Below are 22,523 nucleotides of genomic sequence, written 5' to 3' on the forward strand. Positions count from 1 at the left end.
TTTATTTTGCAGATCGAATCATTCAAATCAATGTCCAAGGATGTAAATTTTTCAGAGTGAGTAGACGGTTTGCTGTTGAACTTGATATTTTTTCTTCCACTGAAGATAACCTAATAAGGCTAAAACAATAAATGCGCCATAAAGACCAGCCGTCAAGTATAGATCTTTATACATAAACATCATCACATAGATGATATCCACCACGATCCAAGCAGGCCAAATTTCCAAATATCGTTTAGACGTCCAATATGTAATGAGCAGACTTAAACTTGCCAATTGAGCATCTAAATAAGGAATGGAAGCATCCGTAAAATAATCCAGACCTAAACCAAAAATAAGTCCTGCACACATCGTAAAAAACACATGTTTGATAATTCTCAACCCTTGAATACGATTGATGGCAAGTTGCTCTTGCTGTTTAAACTGAGCTTTCCATATCCACCAACCATACAGTCCTAAACCGATAAACACGCATTGCAATATCGTTTCACCATAGAGTTGATAGTCATAAAATAACTTTGCATATAAGCCATAAGCCACGAGATTCACAGGCCAACACCATATATTACGACGAATCGTGAGGGTTACACCCAATACACTCATCAATACTGAAATAATTTCTAAAAGGCTCATACACTACTTAAAATGATCGTGGTTTATTCAATACGTCTATCCTAACGTATATTGAATGGCACCATACATGATTCTTAACAAACACCACTTAGCGATGTTCAATTTGAACTGCACAGTTTTGACCTAACCATTAAACTCCTCTAAAAATAGAATGTCCTCAATGGAAAATAATAATGATGAATACAACTCAAACGACCAGAATAACCATTGAAATTCGCAATCATCTGATGTTGATTGGTTTAAACCGTGCTGCGAAGCGCAATGCATTCGACAGTCATATGATTGATGAACTTTCACAAGCACTTACCACCTATGAAGACCAGTCCGATTTACGCTGTGCTGTGATTTATGCACATGGAGAGCACTTCACGGCAGGATTAGATCTGCTTGAGCTTCAGCCGCGTATGTCAGATGGTATATTTTCGGAAGATATGAATCTGATTAACCCATGGGGCACGACTGGTCGTAAACGAAAAAAACCAGTCGTTGTCGCTGTGAAGGGGTATTGTTTTACTGCTGGAATAGAATTGATGTTGAATGCCGATATCTGTATTGCCCATCAAAATACCCAATTTACTCAACTTGAAGTGCAACGTGGCATCCTCCCCTTTGGCGGAGCAACTTCACGCTTCGTTAAAACTGCAGGTTGGTCTAATGCAATGCGCTACTTATTGACGGGGGATTTTTTTGATGCTGCAACTGCATTTCGACTTCATTTGATTACTGAAGTAACAGAACAAGATCCGCTTGACCGTGCCATTGAACTTGCCGAATCCATCGCTTCAGCTGCTCCACTCGCTGTTCAAGCCACCTTGACGGCTGCTCACGAAGCGATTTCACATGATGAGCAGTACGCTTTTAATCAGTTAAAGACTCATCTTCTTCCACTAATACAATCTGAAGATGCAGTCGAAGGTATGCGAGCAATGAGCGAAAAACGTCAACCTCGCTTTAAAGGTCAATAGTTCAATATCGGGAAATATAGACATGCAAGCTATTCCAAATGTGAACCAGATGCCAAGAAGCATCAATAAAACTCAAGTTCAGTTTCCTGCCTTAGATAACTATATGCTCACCGGCACTCGCTACCTATCATCTGGTGTGAAGACTGTTGCACGTATTATTGTGGCTTCAGCGACAGCGGTTCCCCAACCTTTTTATCGCAGATTTGCAGAGTATGCTGCAGAACGTGGTTTTGAAGTGCTAACCTTTGATTATCGTGGTGTGGGGGCATCATCTCCAGCACAACTCAAAGGTTTTAAAATGAGTTATTTGGATTGGGGGAAACTTGATCTCGCTGGTGCCATTGAATACTTTTCTAGCGATACTTTCCCCTTATTTGTGACTGCACACTCTTATGGTGGTCAAGCCTTGGGACTTACCCCTAATCATCATCAAGTCAGTGCCATGTGTTGCTACGGTACAGGTGCAGGTTGGGCAGGATATATGCCGTTCAAAGAAAGATTCAAAGTATCCGTGATGTGGAGTATTGTGTTTCCACCCATTGTCGCAGTCACAGGTTATTTACCTTGGAGTAAATTCAATATGGGCTCTGATCTGCCTTTAGGGGTATATCAACAGTGGCGTCGTTGGTGCAAAAATCCGTTATATTTTTTCGCTGACCCCGAGCAACAAGATTTAAAAGCACAATATGCAAGTGTTAAAACCAAAATTTATGCTGTTTCAGCATTAGATGATGATTGGGCTCTCCCAAATTCGAGGCAAGCCTTTATGCAACATTATCGTTCTGCTGATATGCGCTACATTGATATCACAGCCAAACAGTATCAAATGCCTGCAATTGGACACATGGGATATTTCAAAAAAGGCGCAGAAAAAATTTGGGATGACATGCTCCAAAATTATCTCAATTTAGTTGATGATTAAATTCTAAATTACTGAATAAAGTCAGATTGATGCTCTACCCCTTGTGCGTCAGTATGTCGATACATGATGCCATATTGACTCACATAGTATTCAAGAGATTGATTACGATATTCCCATAAAATCGACCACTCACCTAAATCAAATTGATTGATCTGACATAAAGTTCGTGATGGCATCTTGTTCAAAAACTCATATTGAATTTGCTGAGCAAACTTGATATCACGATGATTTACACGTTTCTCAAACAGTAATTTAGCAACCTCATCAAACATACGAATATCTTCGACAGAATCCGTATCATACACCAAGCGCGCCGGCTGGCTGAGATCAGTAGGCTTGAGGAGTTTTGTTAAATCAAAGTGCCTCTGCGTATTCCCCATAATCAATTTAGGTTGTAATAATAGTCGCCATACGGCATAGCAACTGACCAAAGCAAAACACACCACGATTAGCATCATATTTTTTACTCATTCCGATGATTATTCATTGAATCGTTCATTACAGAAATGATTATTTCTTTATTTTTATTGTTAATTTTCTTGGTGTTATTAAGTTTTAACTTTTAAAATATTAACTTAAAAACCAGTAGAGCGATGGCACGAAACGTAACAACTCATTTCAAAATCCACATGTTATGTAAACCGTGTAAATCTAGGTAATTTTATTCAATTAATATGACTTAAAAGTACGTTGAAAGATTCTCATTAAAATAGGGTTTAAAATCTTAGTGTTCTAAATCATTACGACATTTTTTGTCGTTTAACTTGATACGCATCTACACTATTCTTTTCTCAAATTTTATAATTTAACCATGAACTATTCCCGTAAACGCAAACCCATTACCAGTGCATGGCCAGTTGAGCATGATTGCTTCCTCATTGAAAACAGTCATCTTCAACTCGAAGCATTGCAACAGACGCTTCCTTATTCTGCTCAAGAAATTCAAGATCGCCAAGAAATCTTGGGGCTCACGAGACGTCGTCGTCAAATGAAAAAATTAGGTCAATTTTAATTTTCTAATGAAGCTAAAAATAAAATCCCAATAATCCATCAAGTTTAAGTATTTTTTGTTTAATAAATTAACCCTCGTGCCCTCTCTGACAATGAATCAATTTCGCCATATTCTTGGATGGTGATTTGCCATCATTTTTGCTCAAAAATAATTATTATTTAAATGCTCCCTCAAAAATGGATCCAAAATATTTATTTTTAAAGATTATTATTGACTTTTTATCTAAAAAATAGAATTATTGGATCCAATTGATAAGGAGATCAACTCATGTTTGTAAAAAATGCTTGGTATGTGGCGGCACGACCTGAAGAAGTACAAGATAAGCCTCTAGGAAGACAAATTTGCGGTGAAAAAATGGTTTTTTATCGTGGAAAAGAAAACCAAATACATGCCGTTGAAGATTTTTGCCCACATCGCGGTGCACCTTTGTCATTAGGCTTTGTTGAAGATGGTCAACTGGTCTGTGGTTATCATGGGTTAGTGATGGGATGTGACGGCAAAACGGTTTCAATGCCTGGGCAACGTGTACGTGGCTTTCCTTGCAATAAAAGCTATCGCGCAATTGAAAAATTTGGCTTTATTTGGGTATGGCCAGGAGACCAATCGCTTGCAAGTGAAGATCAACTCCCAACTTTAGAGTGGGCTGAAAATCCAGAATGGGCCTATGGTGGTGGACTATTCCACATCAACTGTGATTACCGCTTGATGATTGATAACTTAATGGATCTCACCCATGAAACATATGTTCATGCAAACAGCATTGGTCAAAAAGAAATCGATGAAGCTGCACCAACCACTCGTGTTGATGGTGACCACGTTGTGACTGAACGTCATATGGAAAACATTTATGCACCTCCATTTTGGCAAATGGCTCTAAAAGGTAATAATCTCGCTGCAGATGTCCTAGTAGACCGTTGGCAAATTTGTCACTTTCATGCACCTAGCAATGTTCATATTGAAGTTGGTGTTGCCCACGCAGGACAGGGCGGTTACAACGCACCGGAAAATAAAAAAGTGTCTTCAATCGTTGTAGATTTTATTACCCCTGAAACGGAAACGTCTCACTGGTATTTCTGGGGTATGGCTCGACACTTCCAACCCGACAACATCGAATTAACTAACCAAATTCGTGTGGGACAGGGCAAAATTTTCTCGGAAGATTTAGATATGCTTGAACAACAGCAACAGAATTTATTGAGACATCCTGATCGTAAATTGCTGATGCTGAATATTGATGCAGGCGGTGTTCAATCTCGAAAAGTAATAGACCGCTTGATCAGCTTAGAGCAAACGAATGATGAGCAGAAAATTACAACTTTGAATGTTGTTTAAAGTAAACCCACATTTTATCAGTTTTTCATTTTACCAAGGAGCGATACTCACATGGATGTGACTATTCAGAAGATTTATCGTCATAATGAACACATTTTATCTTTCGAACTGGTAAACACCCATGGTGAATTATTACCAGCTTTTCAAGCCGGTGCACATATTGATGTGCACTTAGGTAATCAATTAATTAGACAGTATTCTTTGGCAAATTGTAGTTCAGAGCAGCACCGTTACGTCATTGGTGTCCTGAATGATCCTTTATCACGTGGTGGTTCTAAATTTATTCATGAACAACTTCGTGAGGGTCAGCAGCTCAAGATTAGTGAACCACGAAATTTGTTTGCCTTGGTTCCTGAGACAGAATATGCATATTTGTGTGCAGGTGGAATCGGTATCACCCCTATCTTAGCAATGGCTAAAGAGCTTAAACGCAATAATCAGCCCTTCCAATTACTGTATTTTGTGAAAACGAGAGCTTCTATTGCATTCCAACAAGATTTAGAGGCTCTAGGAGATTCCGTCCACATCCATATTGATGATGAACCTGAAACACATATTCTTTTGAATAGGGTCTTTGCCTCTCCTCATATCGATCATCATATTTATGTATGTGGCCCAGATGGTTTTATGAACTATGTGATCCATACCGCAGATACGCTCTCTTGGCCTAGTCATCAAGTACATAAAGAGCATTTCAGCGCACAAGGTATTGATACCAGTCAAGATGGCAGTTTTGAAATTGAGATTTTAAAAACAGGGCAACGTATTCATGTCGCAGCTGATCAATCTGCAGCACAAGCTTTAGAACATGCTGGAATCTGTATCCCTTTATCTTGTGAACAAGGTATTTGTGGCACTTGCTTAGTAAATGTAGTTGAAGGTGAAATTGATCACAGAGATATGTATTTAACTGAAGAGGAACAAGCTGCAAATGATCAATTCACACCTTGTTGCTCAAGAGCCAAATCTCAACGAATTATCATTGATGTTTAATTTGGATCGATAGATTTTCAAGTGTAGCCCTTCATTAATTGAAGGGTTTTTTATATAGACCCATCTGTATGAAATATTGAACGCATAGTCTCCCCTAAAGTAACCACATGACTATGCTCACGCATTAAACTTTCAGCGCGTGCTGAGTCTTGTTGCTTTAATGCATTGAATATTGAGCAGTGTTGGATATGCGCATATTGCAAACGACGAATTTCAGACAGCGCATTATTTTTATCATAAGTCAGTGCTTGTGCAGATGCCATAGGTAACTGATTGTTTTTACTGAGTGCTTGCACAATTGCGACATTATCCGAGCCTTGAATAATAGTATTGTGAAAAATAGTGTTGTAATGATGGTAGGTTTCTAAATCATCGCTTGTTAATTCTGGTTTATTGAATATGGAATCAATTTGCGTAATACAATTCAAAAGTGTTTGATGTTGATCTAACGTCATGCCTTTTTCAGCAAGCGTTTTTGCAGCAAGACCTTCTAAAACGCCACGTACATGCAACGCATCATGAACTAATTTGGATGAAATTTCTCGAACAGTATAGCCTCGAGTTGGATTTTTAACGAGTAAGCCTTCTTGCTCTAAAAGCCGAAAAGCCATTCGAATAGGTTGACGCGATACACCTAGCATTTCAGCAGTCGGAATTTCAGCCAAACGAGAACCTCCTGCAATCTCCCCAGAAATAATCATTTTTCGAAGTTCAATTAACACTTGCTGCCCTGAAGACATATAACTACTCAATTTTTTTGATCATGATTGATCCTAACGAGTCAGATTTGGAATATCAATCTCTGTTGAGTTAAAGGACTCTTTTAGGCCGGAAATTCACTATTCTATTTTTGATAACTGAGGTGATTATGAGTTAGTATCATCAATATTTATTTTTTGAAGATTGGTTGCCATTAACTCTAGATTGTTTCGAATTAAATAAGCTAAATGGATATCTACCCCATCTAACATTTTTTGTTCTATCTCATTAACAATGTTTCGACATTGTTCGAGTTTTTCAAATCCTTTAGGCGTTACATTAATTAAAATTCTTCGTCCATGTGAGGGATCTGAAGCTCTACTGATCCAATCCTGGTTTTGTAAATCTTGTAGAATTTTATTGGTAGATTGCGGTTTAATAAATGAACGTTCTGCAAGTTTTGCATTAGATAGATTGCCTTTCGCAGCGATAACTGACAATGCTGTAAACTGAGATAAGGTGATATCTAAGTCTTTTAAACGTTCAGTTAAAAGTTTACTCACAATACGATCAACCCTTGCAATTATATAGCTCAGTGTCGGAATCGAATGATTAACTTCTGACATTTTATATTCCTTAATAGATGAACAAAAGTATGACTACTGTCGTAATCATACTTTTAACATATGTTTAACGTGTAGTTATATTTAGAACAGCATCAGACTGCTCTGCTCGTGGCTTGCGTACAAGCATTAATGCCGCAACAGCTGCAAATAAAATCAGGGGAATACTTGCACCAATGACCATTGCTGAACTAGAACCTAACGACAGTAGCATGCCAGCAAATAGGGGCCCTGCAAAAGATCCTATACGCCCTACTGCGACTGCAGCGCCTACACCCGTGCCACGCATTTCTGTTGGATAGAACATCGCTGCCAATCCATAGAGCGCTGATTGGCCACCTACAATAAATAGACCACAACCCACAGCAGACAATACAAGTAAAGCAACAGTTGGAGAGATTGCAAGACAGCACAGTGATAACAAGATGCCAATATATATAAATTTAATTACAGTACTCATGCGAATCTTATCAAGTAAAGTTCCCATGAGAATCGACCCGAAGATACCACCGATGTTGTAACCAATTTGAACATAGTTCGCTTCTGTTTTTCCTAAACCTTGTGCACCCATCAATAGTGGCAACCAGTTGAGTAAAAAATATAAAACAACTAACGTAAAGAAAAAACTGATCCAAATTTGAATCGTGGAAAAACGCCGTTCTTTTGCAAACAACACTTCAAAGAATGGGGTAGAAGTTTTATTCTTCGTCGCTGTTAAATAGTCTTTAGACTCCGGCAAATACTTCATTAGCAAAGGGATTAAAAGAATTGGAGCGAAGCCACCAATGTAGAAGATATGTCTCCATTGCGCATCACCAGCTAAACCCATTGCCACGAATGATGTCAACATTCCACCAAATGGAATACCGCTATACATAATACTGACTGCAATGCCTTTATGTTTCTCTGATACTGCCTCAGATGCCATGGTGATCATCATTGGTAAAGCGCCACCCATCCCTAAGCCAGTTAAGAAACGAATGATTAAAAGCAGTGTATAATCAGAAGCATATGCCGTTAGAACTGACATCACTCCAAAAATTAAAATACTGGTCAATAGAACTGCCTTACGCCCAATTTTATCAGCGAAACGACCTCCTAATAATGCACCAGGTAAAGTACCCAAGATTGCCGCGCTAAATGCCCATGCCATTTGAGTATTATCTAAGCCAAACTCTGCTCGCATCCGTGGTGCTGCTACGCCCATTGATTGAAGATCGAAACCTTCAAATACAGCGATAGCGAAACACAGTACGAGTGTAAGCGTAGCTTTAGTCTTACTACTTACACTTTGTTCCATTTTTTATTGTCCCTTTTAGAGCTTTTAAAATACTTTTAAAAAAATACACATCCTATGTATTGCCTCCGTCCAGGCAACTCAAAAAATATCACCCAAACTTATAAAATAATCAATATTTTTTTTAAATAAAATTCATTTAAAATATTATTTTATTAAATATAAATAGATTATAAAAATTCTATAAAAATTCAAAAAACACTTGTATATAAGTTTAACTGATATTATCTTAATTCCAACAGGACATAAAACAAACACTAAGGAGCTTATCATGTCTTATCAAAATCGCTGGTCCACTGTTGATGTAAAAGTTGAAGCTGGCATTGCTTGGGTCACTTTAAATCGCCCAGAAAAGAAAAATGCGATGAGTCCAACCTTAAATAAAGAAATGATTGATGTACTTGAAACGCTTGAACTCGATCCAGAAGCAGGTGTTTTGGTACTCACTGGTGCTGGGGATTCTTGGACAGCAGGTATGGACTTGAAAGAGTACTTCCGTGAGGTTGACAGCCAGCCAGAAATTTTCCAAGAGCGAATTCGTCGTGATGCATCACGTTGGCAATGGCATTTACTTCGTTTTTATTCAAAACCAACGATTGCAATGGTAAACGGCTGGTGCTTCGGTGGTGGATTCTCACCACTAGTCGCATGTGATCTAGCCATTGCAGCAGATGAAGCTACATTTGGCTTGTCTGAAGTGAATTGGGGAATTCCTCCAGGTAACTTAGTGAGCAAAGCTATGGCTGATACAGTCGGTCATCGTGCTTCTATGTACTACATCATGACAGGCAAAACCTTCTCTGGTGTTGAAGCTGCAAATATGGGCTTAGTGAACAAGAGTGTTCCACTTGCTCAATTACGTGCAGAAGTAACTGAATTGGCAAATAATTTGCTTGAAAAGAATCCAGTTGTACTGCGTACTGCGAAGAATGGTTTTAAACGCTGTCGTGAGCTGACTTGGGAGCAAAACGAAGATTACTTATACGCCAAACTGGATCAATGCAACTACCGTGATGATGAAGGTGGTCGTGCACAAGGTATGAAGCAATTCTTGGATGACAAAACAATCAAACCAGGTCTTCAAACTTATAAACGTCCTGCTTAAGCAGAATCTACTTTTTTCGTCATGATGGACATGTAAGGAAACATTCACCATGCAAAACGTACAGTTACTTATTCACGGCCAATCTGTTGCAGCAAGTTCAGGACAAACTTTTGAAAGAATCAGTCCAATTAATGGCTCAATCGCATCAACGAGTGCAGCAGCGACTTTAAGCGATGTTGATCGTGCAATTGAGTCAGCGCATGAAGCATTTAAAACTTGGTCTGCTCTATCACCAACAGACCGACGTTTAAAATTGCTTAAAGCTGCAGATTTGATGGATCAAAAAACTGAACAGTTTATTCAAACTGCAATACATGAAATAGGTTCAACTGCGACGTGGTATGGCTTTAATGTCCATCTTGCTGCCAATATGCTGAGAGAAGCAGCAGCCATGACTACACAAATTGATGGAAATATTATTCCATCAGATGTTCCTGGCAATATCGCTATGGGTGTTCGCGTTCCATGTGGTGTCATCGTTGGTATGGCGCCGTGGAATGCTCCTGTTATCTTAGCCACTCGTGCCTTAGCGATGCCTCTGGCTTGTGGGAATACAGTCGTACTTAAAGCATCTGAAGCTTGCCCTGCAACACATCGATTAATTGGGGAAGTACTTCATGAAGCAGGTATTGGCGATGGTGTTGTCAATGTCATTACTCATGCCCCGCAAGATGCTCCACAGATTGTAGAGCGTTTAATCAGTCATCCATTGACTAAAAGAATTAATTTTACAGGTTCAACGCATGTAGGACGAATAATTGCAGAAACTGCAGCGAAATACCTAAAACCAGTGTTGCTGGAACTTGGTGGCAAAGCACCGGTCATTGTATTGGAGCAAGCGGACCTGGACGAAGCCGTTAATGCCATCAGTTTCGGCGCTTTTTTCAACCAGGGACAGATCTGTATGTCGACAGAGCGTGTTCTTGTGGATGAAAAAATTGCAGACCAATTCATCGAAAAATTGATCAATAAAGTTCAGAATATCAGAGCAGGAAATCCACTTGAGAGTCAAGAACCCCTGGGCGTTCTAGAAAGTTTAAAAGCTGCAACAAGAATCAAAAATTTAATTGAAGATGCACGTGAAAAAGGTGCATATTTACCACTAGGTTTAAGCATTGATGGTGCTATGATGCAACCTACTATCGTAGTTGACGTCACTAAAGATATGCAGATTTATGCCGAAGAGTCTTTTGGTCCTGTGTGCACCGTTCAACGTTTTAAAACTATTGATGAAGCAATCGATTTAGCAAATGACTCAGAATTTGGATTATCTGCAGCAGTTTTTAGTCAAGATTTATCCCTAGCTCTAGATGTTGCTAAACGTATCGAATCAGGTATTTGTCATATTAATGGTGCAACCGTTCATGATGAAGCGCAAATGCCTTTTGGTGGCGTGAAACAAAGTGGTTATGGACGATTTGGGAGTAAAGTCTCAGTTGCAGAGTTCACTGAGCTGCGTTGGATCACCATGCAAACCAAAACTCGTCACTACCCTATTTAACGAATATTTCAAAGAGTTGACATGAAGTCAGCTCTTTTCGTTGGAAAAGAATAGCTAAAAATACATGGAGTGAAAACAATGTCGAATATGACGGTTCATACGCATAAATATCCTGAGCGATTTGTTAAATTAGGCAGTCACGAGATTGAGTTTCAATCTAAAAATGGCACTTTGTATATTTCCCCAAAAGAACAACTTAAACCATACCCACAAAAAATTACTGACCGTTTAATTCAATATGCTCAAACACATCCCGATCGTGTATTCGCAGCAAAACGTGGTCATGATGATGAATGGATTAAGCTTACATACGCAGAAACATTAGATCGAGCATGGCGTATTGCACAAAGTTTGAAACAATATTCACATCTTTCAACTGAACGTCCTATTGTCATTCTATCTGGAAATGATCTAGAGCATCTTACTTTGTCAATGGGAGCAATGCTTGCAGGAATTCCATTCTCTGCAATTTCTCCTGCCTATTCACTTATTTCTAAGGATTTTGGCAAGCTCAAACATGTGTTTGATGTTCTAACACCAGGTTTGGTTTTTGCTAATGATGGTCAAGCTTTTGCTAAAGCGATTGAACATTGCTGTGATACAGATGATATTGTGATCGTTACGAATTCTGGAAAATTTGGTGAGAAAAATTGCCTTGCTTTCTCTTCACTCCTCTGCTCTGAAATTAGTGATATTAAAGATCATTATGAAACCATTGATGAACATCAAATAGCGAAATTTCTATTTACATCTGGCTCAACTAAAATGCCGAAAGCGGTACCTACAACGCATCTAATGCTATGTACCAATCAACAGATGCTGCTTCAGACCTTCCCTGAGTTTGAAGAGACCCCCCAGTATTAGTTGATTGGTTAGCATGGCATCATACTTTTGGTGGCAGTCATAATGTAGGAATCGCACTATATAACGGCGGCACAATTTATATTGATGACGGCAAGCCAGTTCCAGGAAAGATGCAAGAAACCATCAGGAATCTTAAGGAAATTGCACCTACTGTGTATTTAAACGTTCCTAAAGGATGGGAAGAAATAACCGTAGCACTTGAACAAGATGCTGAGTTACGTGAAAAATTTTTTAGTCGAGTTAAAATTTTGTTTTTTGCTGGTGCTGCACTATCAGAAGCTGGTTGGAACAGACTTGACCAAATCGCGCAGTCACACTGTGGAGAACGTATTCGTATCATGAGCGGTTTGGGGATGACTGAGACTGCACCATCATGTGTGTTTACAACTGGTCCCAAAGTAATGGCTGGGTTCATTGGATATCCAGCTCCAGGTTGCGAAGTTAAATTAGTTCCCTATGGTGACAAACTTGAGTTTTGTGTTCGTGGTAAAAATGTCATGAAACATTACTGGCGTCTACCTATGGCACAACAAGCTGATATCTTTGATGATGAAGGCTTTTATCGCACCGGGGATGCAGTGAAATTAGTGGATCCATCAGACCCGAGTCAGGGACTCATGTATGATGGCCGTATAGCTGAAGATTTTAAGTTGAATACAGGTACCTTTGTCAATGTTGGAACATTACGCAATAAAGTTCTCATTACAGGTAATCGACTTATTCAAGATGTTTGTATCACCGGTTCTAATTTAAGTGCGATTGGATTTTTAATATTTCCCAAAATTGCAGATTGCGCTGAGTATGCAGGATTAGATTTAAGTCTAGTGGATACTAAAGAGGTGCTTCTACACCCTAAAGTTCAACAGTGGTTTAAGCAGTTTTTAATTGATTTCAACAAAGATGCGACAGGTAGTTCAAACACTGTTTCAATGCTTTACCTCATGATTGAACCTCCACTTCTTGATGCAGGAGAAACCACTGATAAAGGCAATCTCAATCAAAGTGGTATCTTGAAACGTCGCATAGCAATGGTGGAAGAGTTATACGAAAAAAACATCAATAATCCACTCATTATTCGCATTCCAACCCTTAGAAATTAACTCAACTTTTTTATTCAGCAGCGTTTAGTCAAACGCTGCTTAGACAGTTGCATTCAAAATTAGGATAACGCTATGCAGAAAGATAGTGATTTTGAGCTGTTTCGGGACAATTATCGACGCTTCCTAGCAGAGTTTGTCGCCCCATATTATGAGTCATGGGAAGAGCAAGGACTCATGCCTCGACAAGTTTGGGATCTACTTGGACAAAATGGATTTTTATGCGTCGATGTGCCTGAACAATATGGAGGTTACGGCGCACCGATATATTATTCACAAATGATCGTTCAAGAAACGGCTCGAGCGGGCTTCTCTGCGTTAGCCGTTGCAATCGGTGGTCAGAGTGAACTTGTTTCACCCTATATCCAGAATATTGGAAGTGAAGATCAAAAACAATATTGGTTACCTAAAATGGTATCCGGTGAAGTTGTTACAGCTATTGCAATGACTGAAGCCAATGCAGGTTCAGACCTACAAGCCATCCGCACTCAAGCCTTATTAGATGGCGATCATTATGTGGTAAATGGCTCAAAAACGTTTATATCGAATGGTCAACATGCAGATCTCATAGTTTTAGTTGCTAAAACTGATCCTCAAGCAAGAGCTAAAGGTATTTCGATTTTATTGGTGGATGCTCATTTAGATGGAGTAAAAAAAGGTCGTGGTCTAAAAAAAATTGGACTTCAATCTCAAGACACTGCCGAATTATTTTTTGACCAAGTCAGAGTTCCTAAAGACCAATTATTAGGTCAGGAAGGTCAAGGCTTTAGCTATCTCATGCAAGAACTTCCACGTGAGCGTTTGAGTATTTCTCTCATGGCATTAGGCGCTTTGCAAGGTGCTTTAGAAATTACTCAAGAATATGTCCTCGAACGTAAAGCTTTTGGACAATCAATTGCACAATTTCAAAATACTCGTTTTGTAATCGCTCAAGCCAAAATTAAAACTCTAGCAGCCGAAGCCTTTGTCGAAAAATGTAAGTCGCTTTATCAACAGGGAGTATTGGATGTAAGCGAAGTTGCGGCATTGAAATGCTTCATCACTGATACCCAATGTGAAGTCATTGATCAACTTCTGCAATTGTTCGGGGGATATGGATACATGCGGGAATATCCAATATCTCGATTTTATGTCGATGCACGTGTTCAAAAAATTTATGGGGGAACCAATGAAATTATGAAAGAAATCGTTGCAAGAGAACTTTTAGGAAAATAACACAAAGATTACCTCTATGTATTAATACTATTTCAGGATGAAATAAAGATGAAAAAATTATGGATCACACCACTTCTATTATGTACCGCTCCAGCATTTGCAAATAATTTTATCGACCAAAGTAAAGTCGAATTAACTGCACGTAACTTCTACTTTGACCGTGACTTTAAAGTTGAGAATAGATACCCCGCATTAAGAGACTGGACACAAGGATTTATCTTTAAAGCGCAATCTGGATTCACCGATGGAACGATTGGTTTTGGTTTAGATCTATTAGCGACTGCAGGTTTTAAACTGGATGCTGATGCTAAATATGGAGGTACAGGAAACTTAATTCGTTCCTTGGAAACCAATGAGCCTGCAGATCAATATGGTGAAGTTGGAGTCACTTTAAAAGCTAAAGTTTCTGAAACCGAGGTACGTATAGGGACCCTTCAACCCATGACTCCTGTTTTAGTCGGCTCTCCAGCACGACTTTTACCTCAAACGTATCGAGGTGTTGCAGTTCAATCTAAAGATATTCAAGGTCTGGATCTCCAAGCATCCTATATTGATGAAGTCAATCAACGTGATTCTACAAATTATGAAGCTATAAAGATCTCTGGAGTAAATGGTCGTTATATTTCTGAAGAAACAGATTATTTGTATTACTTAGGTGGACATTATGACTTGACTCATAATCCATTGCGGTTGACTGCATTTCATATGGATGTTAACGACTTATATCGCCAATCGTTGTTAGGCATAACCTATAAATATCCAATCTCAAATCAATCCACTTTTACAACACAGTTGCGTTACTACATTAGCGATGAAGATGGGACTGCTAAAGCGGGTTTAGTTGACAATAATTTACTTCATAGCCATTCAGAACTTCAACACCAAAACCATAAGTTTATCTTTTCTACATTTCACCACTTTGGAGATACTGCTTTTCCATACTTAACTGGAGGAGAAACTGGACTAGCAATTGATACTTGGACTGGTGAGTTTTTGAATGCGAAAGAGCGTGTTTATAGCCTGCGTTATGAATACGATTTTAAAGACTATATCCCAGGTCTTCGTTTTATGACCCGCTATACCCATGGTAGCAATATTTACGCACCACAGTTGGGTGGTACAGATTTTTCGGAAGATGAATTGGATTTTGATCTAGCTTACATAGTTCAAAATGGCCCACTAAAAAATTTAGGTTTACGCGCGCGTTACGCGATCTACGATAATGATATGCCAATTACCGCCAATATTAAGCCGGCCAATGAAACTCGTATCAATATTGATTACACGTGGAAATTTAAATAATAACAAAAGGGTTCTTTACTGAGGAACCCTACCCTCTCTAAGGATAATAAGTATGAAATATTTAATCGGCTTATTGGTCTATACCACCACTACATTAAGTTTGGCAAATACCCAATATTCACCACAACCCATAAAACTTGAACCCCTTGCGACATTCAATGTTGAACTCATAGCCCCAGTTTGGGAACTCGGTAAAACTTCAGATTTAGGGCAAAGACGCATTATCCCAATCACTGGAGGAACTTTTTCTGGACCAAGTTTGAAGGGGCATATTCTTAACAATGGTGCAGATTGGCAAAAGGTCGATAGCAAAGGTTTGGCATATATAGATACGCGCTATTTATTAGAAACTGATGATGGTGCTCTGATTTATTTACAAACTAAAGGTTATCGCCATGCTTCACCACAAGTACTAGAACAATTAAGTCGTGGCGAAGATGTTAATCCCACTCAATATTACTTCAAGTTAATCATGCAGTTTGAAACTAGCTCAGAAAAATATGCATGGCTAAATCAGACAATTGCAGTTGGAAGTGCAATGCGTCTCGGAAAAGCCGTGATCTATGATGCATTTGCAGTGAAATAAATATTAAAGGAGTACTTTTCAATGGAAGAACAAGTTTTATCTAATCTGCCCCCTATTCATCATTTGTTGGGTGGTCATCAACTTCAGTGGAACAAGGAAAAGCGAGAAATTTCAGTTCAATATATTGCTCTTGAAAGTTTTACTAATCCTAGGGGAAGTGTTGAAGGAGGCATGATCTGTGCCATGCTTGATGATGCAATGGGTATTTTAGCCGCCTTAAATCAAACAGAAAAACCAGCTGCCACAATTAATTTAACAATTGATTTCTTCAGACCATGTGAAGTTGGTGAAGTATTAGCAAAAGCGTGGTTCATTAAAGAAGGACGTAAAATTTTAAGCATTGAAAGTGAAGCTTGGCAGCATGGAAAGTTAGTGGCAAAAACCAGTGCTGCATTTATGGTTCTATAAGGATTAAAAAAGAATGGATATCTTAAAATTAAAGGATTGTGTCGATAATGACAAAATAAGTTCATATCAAAAATTCGTCGTTTTTTTCTGTTTTATTTTATACATTATCGATGGATTCGATTTCATGATAATGGCTTATTTGGCAAGTTCAGTTGCCAATGAGTTTTCATTAACTGGTACTAATATAGGAACTTTAATTAGTGCTGGTTTAATTGGTATGACCGTCTGTTCATTTTTACTTGCACCTCTCGCAGATAAAATCGGCAGACGTAATTTAATTAACCTTTGTCTATTAATCTGTGGTTTGAGCATGTTTGCATCTGCATTTGCCACCGATTTTAAGCAATTGGTTCTGTGCAGATTTTTCACTGGTGTTGGTATTGGTGGTGTTCAAATCAGTGCTATGATTTTGGCCAGTGAATATTCTCCAACTAAATATAAAAGTTTTAGTGTTGGGATATTATCTGCCGGTTATGGGATTGGAGCAATTAGCGGAGCACTACTTGCTGTATATAGCTTAGAAAGTATCGGTTGGAGACAAGTATTACTAATTGGTGGATTCGTTACTACATTTGCTTTTCTTTGCTCATTGAAATTTTTACCAGAATCGATCGATTATTTATTACTAAAACAACCAAAATATGCTTTGGAAAAATTGAATCAAATTTTCTCTAAAATGCATAAAAAACCAATTCTCACACTCCCCAAAGCATATGTAAAAAATCAAAAGTCTTCTGACGTAGAAATATTTAACCACAAGTATTTAGTTAAATCCCTTGTATTATGGGTTTCTATATTCTTTATTCTTTTTGGTTTTTATTTCGTGATGGGCTGGACACCTAAAATTCTCAATAGTTCTGGTCTAGATAACTCATTATCTATTAAAACTGCCATGATGATCAGCGTGGGTGGTATTTTAGGTAGTTTTATCATTGGTGTTCTTAGTTCTAAAGTCAGCGTATACATCAATCAAATTGCCTTTTTAATCCTCACGTACGTATGTATTTTATTGTTTGTGAACAATACAGATAATTTAAATATATTAATCATCGTTGCCACAACGCTAGGATTCTTTATTAATGGCTGTTTAGCTGGAATCTATGCCATTTCTACACAGCTCTATGAGGCAGATGTACGATCAACAGGCGTGGGGATTGCAACTGGTGTTGGTCGTTTTGGTGGTATTTTCTCTCCAATCATTGCGGGATACTTTTTAGACCTAGGGAACTCGCCTTTAGAATTGTACGGAAATTTTGGTTTTGCATTTGTTTTAGCAGCTATTGCCATTTTCATCATCTATAAGTTAAAACAAAAATCCGTAGTAAATACACCATATGTCGTTTTACAAAAAGAGCCTCAATAATTTACGCTCACGAATATATAACTTTGTATTGTTAAGATAAGTTGTTTCATCAAAATCTATTGATAGAAACAACAAAAGGTCAGTGAAATCACTGACCTTTTGTTGTTTCTTGTTCAAAGTTTAAATATCAAAGAATACAGTTTCATTTTCACCTTGAATGCGAATATCGAAACGATAAACGATCTGACCATCACGCTCTTCACGCTTAGCAATGAGTGTTTGACGACGTGGCGCCCACTCAATACCATTCAAAATTGGGTCTTTCGCATTCGCTTCAGCTTCATCCTCGAAGTAAACTCGAGTATGTAAACCTAAATTGATACCACGCGCAAAAATAACCAGCGCGATATGTGGTGCTTGCTGTGAACCCTTACGTCCAGGAACAGCACCTGGTTTGATCGTATCGAAGCTCCAAAAACCAGTGTCAAAATCCGCACCCGCTCTACCCCAACCTAAAAAGTTTGGATCTGGCTGCTTCCCTTGCGTATCCTGCTGACTTGGATAAACACCATTGGCATCAGCTTGCCAAATTTCTACGAGTACATCGCGAAGTGGTAAACCCAAACCGTCAAAAACTTGCCCTTCGAGGCGAATACGTTCACCTTGAGTGCCATCTTTCACCATTTGATTATTGAAGCTATGCTCAAATACTTCTATACCAGCTTGATTAGGCATTAATCCAATATGGACATATGGACCACCTGTTTGAGATGGTGTTTCATGTAATTCTTCAAATTTCCAGCCATTCATCCTGATGCTCCCTATCAAGTCAAATCATTTTCAAAATATGTCGCACGACGACCACGTAAAGTAATGTCAAAACGATAGCAACGACTATCAGCTTCAATAAAGTTGCTCTTGTCTTCGAGCGCAATTAAAGCTCTTCGCTGTTGTTCTGAAGGAACAGTTTTTAAAATTGGACAGCTATCAATTAATGTATCGCCTTCAAAATAAAACTGGGAAATCAAACGCTGTGCCCAGCCATCTGCCATCACAGAAAAATGGATATGTGCTGGACGCCACTCATTGATACGGTTACGCCACGGATAAGGTCCTGGTTTTATCGTTCTAAAAATGAAGAATCCATTTTCATCTGTGAGCATTCGACCGCAACCACCAAAGTTAGGGTCCATAGCTCCCACATACTGATCATTTGGATGGCGATAACGTCCTGAGGCATTCGCTTGCCATACTTCAATCAAAGCATTTTTAACAGGACGACCAAATTGATCACGTAAATAACCATGAATAATGACGCGTTCACCAACAGGTAAACCATCTTTTGCATAATTTAAAATTAAATCATTGTCTTTAGGACCCAATAAGTCTGCGCTAAAGTGAGGTGCAGTAACCTCGGTTAATGTTTGCGCAATCGAAATCAGTGCATTTTTCGGGGAACGTAATACACTGGTTTTATATCCCGGTGCATATGCTGGTGGATGATCATCTGTATTTCGCTGTGCATAAGCACCCATCAGAATTTGAGACATGAATCTCTCCTTATTCAATTTAAAATATCGTCCGTTTATTTAATTTTCTCAGGCGAAATGCCTAACTCTGCAAATACTTCTTCTGCCATATGCATTGCAGCATTGGCTGCAGGAAGTCCTGCATATAAAGACGCATGCAAAAATAATTCTTTAAGATCATCTTTAGTAACGCCATTGTTGAAACAAGCACGAATATGCATTCTGAGCTCTGCTTCACGCCCCAATGCAAGTAAGATTCCAATCGTCACCAAACTACGTGTATGTCTTGGCAATCCTGGTCGTGACCAAACCTCACCCCATGCAAAACGACTAATGAAGTTTTGAAAATCAGCATTAAATTCATTTAAATTTTCAAGTGAACGCCCGACATGGGCTTCACCCAAGACTTCAGTACGGACTTCTAGCCCCTGCTTATAACGTTCTTCATCATTCATGAGGTTGTTCCTCTTTAAAATTGAAATTATTTGATGTTCAGATGTGCTTAAGACTGAATAAAAGCAAGCAATGCTTGGTTAAATTCAACTGGTCGCTCAATATTGGATAAATGCGATGCATCTATGACTGCAAGTTGACAGTCAGGTATATGTTGTTTTAAAAACTCACCATCATTCACTGTGGTCACAGGATCTAAGCCGCCACATAATGCCAAACAAGGCACAATAATTTTTCCAAGTTGATTGCGTAAATCCGTCTGAGCTAAAGCACGACAAGAGGCTGCATAGCCTTTAGGCTGAGTGACAGACAAACTCTGAATGGTTTTTTGAGCTGTCACATCGTGTAAATAATCAAATTGTTCACTAAACCAACGCGTATGTGTAGTACTGACGATATCAGCCAAACCATTTTGTTCAACCGCATCTGCACGACTCAACCATGCCTCGGCATTTCCAATTTTTGCTGCTGAATTTGCAATGGTAATAGAGTTAAAACGCTCTGGTGCAATTATGCCTAATTGAATCCCAGTAACTCCCCCCATGGAGATACCACAAAAATGCGCTTTTTCTATAGAGAAATGATTGAGTACATCAAGGACATCATTGGCTAAATCAATGATTGTGGTATTTTCAATGACACTACTTCTTCCATGACCACGTGTGTCGTAGCAAATCACATCATAATCTTTGGAAAAATAATCAATTTGGGCTTGCCACATGCCATGATCAGTGCCCAGTGAGTTTGAAAAAATGATGCTTGGTTTTGTATCGTCACCAAAACGATAGACCGCAAGCTGCTGACCATTACGATTATTGATTAATGTCATTATGGTGTACTTCCTTGAACGCTCTCTAGTACCGCATCTATTTGTGCTTGAGTATTTCCTAGATAATGTTGCGGATTAAAAATCTGACGGAGTTGATCTAGATCAAAAATAGCTAATATTTCTGGATTATTTTGTACAACATCGAGTAAGTGTCGTTGTTCGGCAACGGCTTGCTTACAAGCAGCTTCCACAAGATGATGTGCATTCAATCGACCCATCTGAGGTGCGAGTGACATCATCAGTGCTTCAGCCATGATTAATCCTTGCGTGCACTCTAAATTTCTGAACATATTTTCAGGATCTACTTCTAATCCCGTAAATACATCGATTGCTCTACTTAAACTACCCGCCGTCAGTTGAAATAACTCTGGTAACGCTAGCCATTCAGCATGCCATGCACCTAAACTTCGTTCATGTTCTTGTACTAAGCTTTGGTAGATACTTGACATTAATGCAGGGACGCGATTTGCAGCGGCTAGAATTGAAGCAGCTGCAACAGGATTACGCTTATGAGGCATCGTCGATGACCCTCCACGCCCAGCACCACTCGGTTCAAACACTTCTGCAATTTCTGTTTGCATCATGAGTGACCAGTCACGGGCCATCTTGCCCAAGTTTCCTGTAATCGTTGCAAGTACATGTGCAATTTCGGCTACACGATCTCGTTCCCCATGCCATGTACATACGGGTGTATTTAAACCAAGTTTTTGTGCGTAGGTACTCACTACAGCCGAACCATATTCAGTTAATGAAGCTAAAGTACCTACCGCACCACCTAACTGCGCTGTTAAGACATGTTGCTGTAACTGCTGAACACGCTTTAAATCTCGATCTAAACTAGAGAGCCACCGTGCTGTTTTATGTCCAAAGGTAAGCGGTAAACCTTGTTGCAACCATGTACGTCCGATCATTACCTGATCACGGTATTGAATCGTCAGTTTTTTAGTTGCCTGAATAGCCTGGATAAGTTGCATTTCGATCAGCTGTAACGCATCTTGAGCTTGCAGCATAAAGGCCGTATCAATGATATCTTGGCTGGTCGCACCCCAATGCACATAACGAGAAGCATCTTCATTGATTTTTTTCACAGCAGCAGTGAATTGCTTTACGAATGGAATTGCAATATTGCCAGCGAGACCACTGGACTGTGCCAAATGATCAAAATTAATAATGGAATGAATTTCTTGTGCTGCAACACGTTGAATCGTTTCAGCAGCAATTAAGGGAATAACACCAACTTCAGCTTGAGCTTGAGCCAGTGCAACCTCTGCACGCAACATATATTTTACGAGTGCTTCATCACTAAATATGATATTTACATCATTCTGATAAAACAAACTTGCATATAACTGACTCATAACTTATCCCTATTACGCTTCATCATGTGTTTCACCATAAAGCGTCTGTCCAAAAATTGCTGTTAAACTTTTTCAATTATTAAAGCGATGCCTTGACCCACACCAATACACATAGAGCACAATGCATATTTACCGCCAGTTGCTTCTAGTTGGTTGAGAGCAGTCGTCACCAAACGCGCACCTGATGCACCCAATGGATGACCTAGTGCAATTGCACCACCATTTGGGTTTACACGCGCATCATCGTCGGCTAAACCTAGGTCACGTGTACACGCCAATGCTTGTGCTGCAAACGCTTCGTTCAGCTCAATCACATCCATTTGCTCTAGTGTTAAACCTGTTTGAGCCAGTAACTTTTTAATCGCAGGTGCAGGACCAAAGCCCATAATGCGAGGTTCAACCCCAACAGTGGTTGCACCAATTACTTTGGCACGAGGTTTTAAACCATATTTTTCTACAGCTGCATCAGAAGCAATCAGAATCGCAGCAGCACCATC

Annotated in this window: 22 protein-coding genes and 2 pseudogenes; 13 read left to right on the forward strand and 11 right to left on the reverse strand. The window is 39.1% G+C overall.

All coding sequences use genetic code 11. The features are described from left to right. Positions 1-51 precede the first annotated feature (51 nt). A complete protein-coding gene (gene pnuC / locus BMW42_RS07225) occupies positions 52-633 on the reverse strand; it encodes a nicotinamide riboside transporter PnuC (RefSeq protein WP_092766903.1) in 582 nt (193 codons plus the stop codon). A 173-nt stretch (positions 634-806) separates the two neighbouring features. On the opposite strand from pnuC, the gene BMW42_RS07230 reads away from it, so the two are divergent. Together BMW42_RS07230 and BMW42_RS07235 are read left to right on the forward strand one after the other, a co-directional pair. Continuing rightward, positions 807-1,598, forward strand: coding sequence for a crotonase/enoyl-CoA hydratase family protein (locus BMW42_RS07230; protein WP_416224318.1), 792 nt, complete (start codon positions 807-809; stop codon positions 1,596-1,598). A 22-nt stretch (positions 1,599-1,620) separates the two neighbouring features. Then, a complete protein-coding gene (locus BMW42_RS07235; protein WP_092766904.1) occupies positions 1,621-2,520 on the forward strand; it encodes an alpha/beta hydrolase family protein in 900 nt (299 codons plus the stop codon). Positions 2,521-2,528: 8 nt separating this feature from the next. Here the strand turns inward: BMW42_RS07235 and BMW42_RS07240 are convergent, their stop codons facing one another. Next, positions 2,529-2,978 carry a hypothetical protein gene (locus BMW42_RS07240; protein WP_051586611.1) on the reverse strand — a complete coding sequence of 150 codons (450 nt, stop codon included), beginning with the start codon at positions 2,976-2,978 and terminating at the stop codon, positions 2,529-2,531. A gap of 353 nt (positions 2,979-3,331) precedes the next feature. Between BMW42_RS07240 and BMW42_RS07245 the strand changes: the two genes are divergently transcribed. The 3 genes from BMW42_RS07245 (at position 3,332) to BMW42_RS07255 (ending at position 5,857) form a co-directional block, all read left to right on the forward strand. Then, positions 3,332-3,532 carry a hypothetical protein gene (locus BMW42_RS07245; protein WP_035269110.1) on the forward strand — a complete coding sequence of 67 codons (201 nt, stop codon included), beginning with the start codon at positions 3,332-3,334 and terminating at the stop codon, positions 3,530-3,532. Positions 3,533-3,799: 267 nt separating this feature from the next. Continuing rightward, on the forward strand, positions 3,800-4,864 hold the full coding sequence (locus BMW42_RS07250) for an aromatic ring-hydroxylating dioxygenase subunit alpha (RefSeq protein ID WP_092766905.1): 1,065 nt from the start codon (positions 3,800-3,802) through the stop codon (positions 4,862-4,864). Between the two features lie 51 nt (positions 4,865-4,915). After that, complete coding sequence (locus BMW42_RS07255; protein WP_092766906.1) at positions 4,916-5,857, forward strand: PDR/VanB family oxidoreductase; 942 nt, start codon at positions 4,916-4,918, stop codon at positions 5,855-5,857. A gap of 50 nt (positions 5,858-5,907) precedes the next feature. On the opposite strand, the gene BMW42_RS07260 is transcribed toward BMW42_RS07255, so the two are convergent. From BMW42_RS07260 to mhpT, 3 genes are all read right to left on the reverse strand, one after another. Continuing rightward, complete coding sequence (locus BMW42_RS07260) at positions 5,908-6,597, reverse strand: GntR family transcriptional regulator (RefSeq protein WP_035269117.1); 690 nt, start codon at positions 6,595-6,597, stop codon at positions 5,908-5,910. Between the two features lie 126 nt (positions 6,598-6,723). Further along, positions 6,724-7,182 (reverse strand): MarR family winged helix-turn-helix transcriptional regulator, encoded by a 459-nt coding sequence (locus BMW42_RS07265; protein WP_092766907.1) that lies wholly within the window; start codon positions 7,180-7,182, stop codon positions 6,724-6,726. Positions 7,183-7,246: 64 nt separating this feature from the next. Next, positions 7,247-8,479: a 3-(3-hydroxy-phenyl)propionate transporter MhpT gene (gene mhpT, locus BMW42_RS07270; RefSeq protein WP_092766908.1), complete on the reverse strand. Its 1,233-nt coding sequence runs from the start codon at positions 8,477-8,479 to the stop codon at positions 7,247-7,249. Positions 8,480-8,747: 268 nt separating this feature from the next. On the opposite strand from mhpT, the gene BMW42_RS07275 reads away from it, so the two are divergent. From BMW42_RS07275 to BMW42_RS07310, 8 genes and pseudogenes are all read left to right on the forward strand, one after another. Then, positions 8,748-9,581 carry a p-hydroxycinnamoyl CoA hydratase/lyase gene (locus BMW42_RS07275; RefSeq protein WP_035270071.1) on the forward strand — a complete coding sequence of 278 codons (834 nt, stop codon included), beginning with the start codon at positions 8,748-8,750 and terminating at the stop codon, positions 9,579-9,581. 49 nt (positions 9,582-9,630) lie between these two features. Continuing rightward, positions 9,631-11,082 (forward strand): aldehyde dehydrogenase, encoded by a 1,452-nt coding sequence (locus tag BMW42_RS07280; RefSeq protein ID WP_092766909.1) that lies wholly within the window; start codon positions 9,631-9,633, stop codon positions 11,080-11,082. A gap of 78 nt (positions 11,083-11,160) precedes the next feature. After that, positions 11,161-13,046 (forward strand): annotated as a pseudogene (locus BMW42_RS07285) (feruloyl-CoA synthase). A gap of 72 nt (positions 13,047-13,118) precedes the next feature. Further along, the gene (locus tag BMW42_RS07290) at positions 13,119-14,258 is read left to right on the forward strand and encodes an acyl-CoA dehydrogenase family protein (protein WP_092766910.1); all 1,140 of its coding nucleotides are present in this window, start codon (positions 13,119-13,121) and stop codon (positions 14,256-14,258) included. A 48-nt stretch (positions 14,259-14,306) separates the two neighbouring features. Beyond that, on the forward strand, positions 14,307-15,560 hold the full coding sequence (locus tag BMW42_RS07295; protein WP_092766911.1) for an OprD family outer membrane porin: 1,254 nt from the start codon (positions 14,307-14,309) through the stop codon (positions 15,558-15,560). 52 nt (positions 15,561-15,612) lie between these two features. Then, the gene (locus BMW42_RS07300) at positions 15,613-16,146 is read left to right on the forward strand and encodes a DUF3237 domain-containing protein (protein WP_092766912.1); all 534 of its coding nucleotides are present in this window, start codon (positions 15,613-15,615) and stop codon (positions 16,144-16,146) included. A gap of 21 nt (positions 16,147-16,167) precedes the next feature. After that, the gene (locus BMW42_RS07305; protein ID WP_092766913.1) at positions 16,168-16,554 is read left to right on the forward strand and encodes a PaaI family thioesterase; all 387 of its coding nucleotides are present in this window, start codon (positions 16,168-16,170) and stop codon (positions 16,552-16,554) included. 13 nt (positions 16,555-16,567) lie between these two features. Next, entirely contained in the window at positions 16,568-17,917 is a 1,350-nt protein-coding gene (locus BMW42_RS07310) for an MFS transporter (protein WP_092766914.1), read from the forward strand. Between the two features lie 120 nt (positions 17,918-18,037). On the opposite strand, the gene pcaG is transcribed toward BMW42_RS07310, so the two are convergent. The 6 genes and pseudogenes from pcaG to BMW42_RS07340 all read right to left on the reverse strand — a co-directional run. Continuing rightward, positions 18,038-18,667, reverse strand: coding sequence for a protocatechuate 3,4-dioxygenase subunit alpha (gene pcaG / locus BMW42_RS07315; RefSeq protein WP_092766915.1), 630 nt, complete (start codon positions 18,665-18,667; stop codon positions 18,038-18,040). 14 nt (positions 18,668-18,681) lie between these two features. Continuing rightward, entirely contained in the window at positions 18,682-19,407 is a 726-nt protein-coding gene (pcaH, locus tag BMW42_RS07320) for a protocatechuate 3,4-dioxygenase subunit beta (RefSeq protein WP_092766916.1), read from the reverse strand. Positions 19,408-19,442: 35 nt separating this feature from the next. Continuing rightward, a complete protein-coding gene (gene pcaC / locus BMW42_RS07325; RefSeq protein ID WP_035269644.1) occupies positions 19,443-19,841 on the reverse strand; it encodes a 4-carboxymuconolactone decarboxylase in 399 nt (132 codons plus the stop codon). Positions 19,842-19,888: 47 nt separating this feature from the next. Further along, positions 19,889-20,671 carry a 3-oxoadipate enol-lactonase gene (gene pcaD / locus BMW42_RS07330; RefSeq protein ID WP_171076801.1) on the reverse strand — a complete coding sequence of 261 codons (783 nt, stop codon included), beginning with the start codon at positions 20,669-20,671 and terminating at the stop codon, positions 19,889-19,891. Next, on the reverse strand, positions 20,668-22,026 hold the full coding sequence (gene pcaB, locus BMW42_RS07335) for a 3-carboxy-cis,cis-muconate cycloisomerase (RefSeq protein ID WP_092766917.1): 1,359 nt from the start codon (positions 22,024-22,026) through the stop codon (positions 20,668-20,670). Before pcaB ends, pcaD begins: the two co-directional genes overlap by 4 nt. Positions 22,027-22,088: 62 nt before the next feature. Then, a pseudogene (locus BMW42_RS07340) lies at positions 22,089-22,523 on the reverse strand (acetyl-CoA C-acyltransferase); the annotation flags it as partial.

Source organism: Acinetobacter sp. DSM 11652 (assembly GCF_900109815.1).
Classification (GTDB): Bacteria; Pseudomonadota; Gammaproteobacteria; order Pseudomonadales; family Moraxellaceae; genus Acinetobacter.

What these genes read in the sequence shown, in the direction of transcription:
- BMW42_RS07265 (WP_092766907.1), bottom strand. Translation starts at nt 7,182, where the DNA reads ATGTCAGAAGTTAATCATTCGATTCCGACACTGAGCTATATAATTGCA.
- pcaC (WP_035269644.1), bottom strand. Translation starts at nt 19,841, where the DNA reads ATGAATGATGAAGAACGTTATAAGCAGGGGCTAGAAGTCCGTACTGAA.
- BMW42_RS07300 (WP_092766912.1), top strand. Translation starts at nt 15,613, where the DNA reads ATGAAATATTTAATCGGCTTATTGGTCTATACCACCACTACATTAAGT.
- BMW42_RS07280 (WP_092766909.1), top strand. Translation starts at nt 9,631, where the DNA reads ATGCAAAACGTACAGTTACTTATTCACGGCCAATCTGTTGCAGCAAGT.
- pcaG (WP_092766915.1), bottom strand. Translation starts at nt 18,667, where the DNA reads ATGAATGGCTGGAAATTTGAAGAATTACATGAAACACCATCTCAAACA.
- mhpT (WP_092766908.1), bottom strand. Translation starts at nt 8,479, where the DNA reads ATGGAACAAAGTGTAAGTAGTAAGACTAAAGCTACGCTTACACTCGTA.
- BMW42_RS07295 (WP_092766911.1), top strand. Translation starts at nt 14,307, where the DNA reads ATGAAAAAATTATGGATCACACCACTTCTATTATGTACCGCTCCAGCA.
- pnuC (WP_092766903.1), bottom strand. Translation starts at nt 633, where the DNA reads ATGAGCCTTTTAGAAATTATTTCAGTATTGATGAGTGTATTGGGTGTA.
- BMW42_RS07275 (WP_035270071.1), top strand. Translation starts at nt 8,748, where the DNA reads ATGTCTTATCAAAATCGCTGGTCCACTGTTGATGTAAAAGTTGAAGCT.
- pcaH (WP_092766916.1), bottom strand. Translation starts at nt 19,407, where the DNA reads ATGTCTCAAATTCTGATGGGTGCTTATGCACAGCGAAATACAGATGAT.
- BMW42_RS07235 (WP_092766904.1), top strand. Translation starts at nt 1,621, where the DNA reads ATGCAAGCTATTCCAAATGTGAACCAGATGCCAAGAAGCATCAATAAA.
- pcaB (WP_092766917.1), bottom strand. Translation starts at nt 22,026, where the DNA reads ATGAGTCAGTTATATGCAAGTTTGTTTTATCAGAATGATGTAAATATC.
- BMW42_RS07240 (WP_051586611.1), bottom strand. Translation starts at nt 2,978, where the DNA reads ATGATGCTAATCGTGGTGTGTTTTGCTTTGGTCAGTTGCTATGCCGTA.
- BMW42_RS07250 (WP_092766905.1), top strand. Translation starts at nt 3,800, where the DNA reads ATGTTTGTAAAAAATGCTTGGTATGTGGCGGCACGACCTGAAGAAGTA.
- BMW42_RS07260 (WP_035269117.1), bottom strand. Translation starts at nt 6,597, where the DNA reads ATGTCTTCAGGGCAGCAAGTGTTAATTGAACTTCGAAAAATGATTATT.
- BMW42_RS07255 (WP_092766906.1), top strand. Translation starts at nt 4,916, where the DNA reads ATGGATGTGACTATTCAGAAGATTTATCGTCATAATGAACACATTTTA.
- BMW42_RS07305 (WP_092766913.1), top strand. Translation starts at nt 16,168, where the DNA reads ATGGAAGAACAAGTTTTATCTAATCTGCCCCCTATTCATCATTTGTTG.
- BMW42_RS07310 (WP_092766914.1), top strand. Translation starts at nt 16,568, where the DNA reads ATGGATATCTTAAAATTAAAGGATTGTGTCGATAATGACAAAATAAGT.
- BMW42_RS07245 (WP_035269110.1), top strand. Translation starts at nt 3,332, where the DNA reads ATGAACTATTCCCGTAAACGCAAACCCATTACCAGTGCATGGCCAGTT.
- BMW42_RS07230 (WP_416224318.1), top strand. Translation starts at nt 807, where the DNA reads ATGATGAATACAACTCAAACGACCAGAATAACCATTGAAATTCGCAAT.
- BMW42_RS07290 (WP_092766910.1), top strand. Translation starts at nt 13,119, where the DNA reads ATGCAGAAAGATAGTGATTTTGAGCTGTTTCGGGACAATTATCGACGC.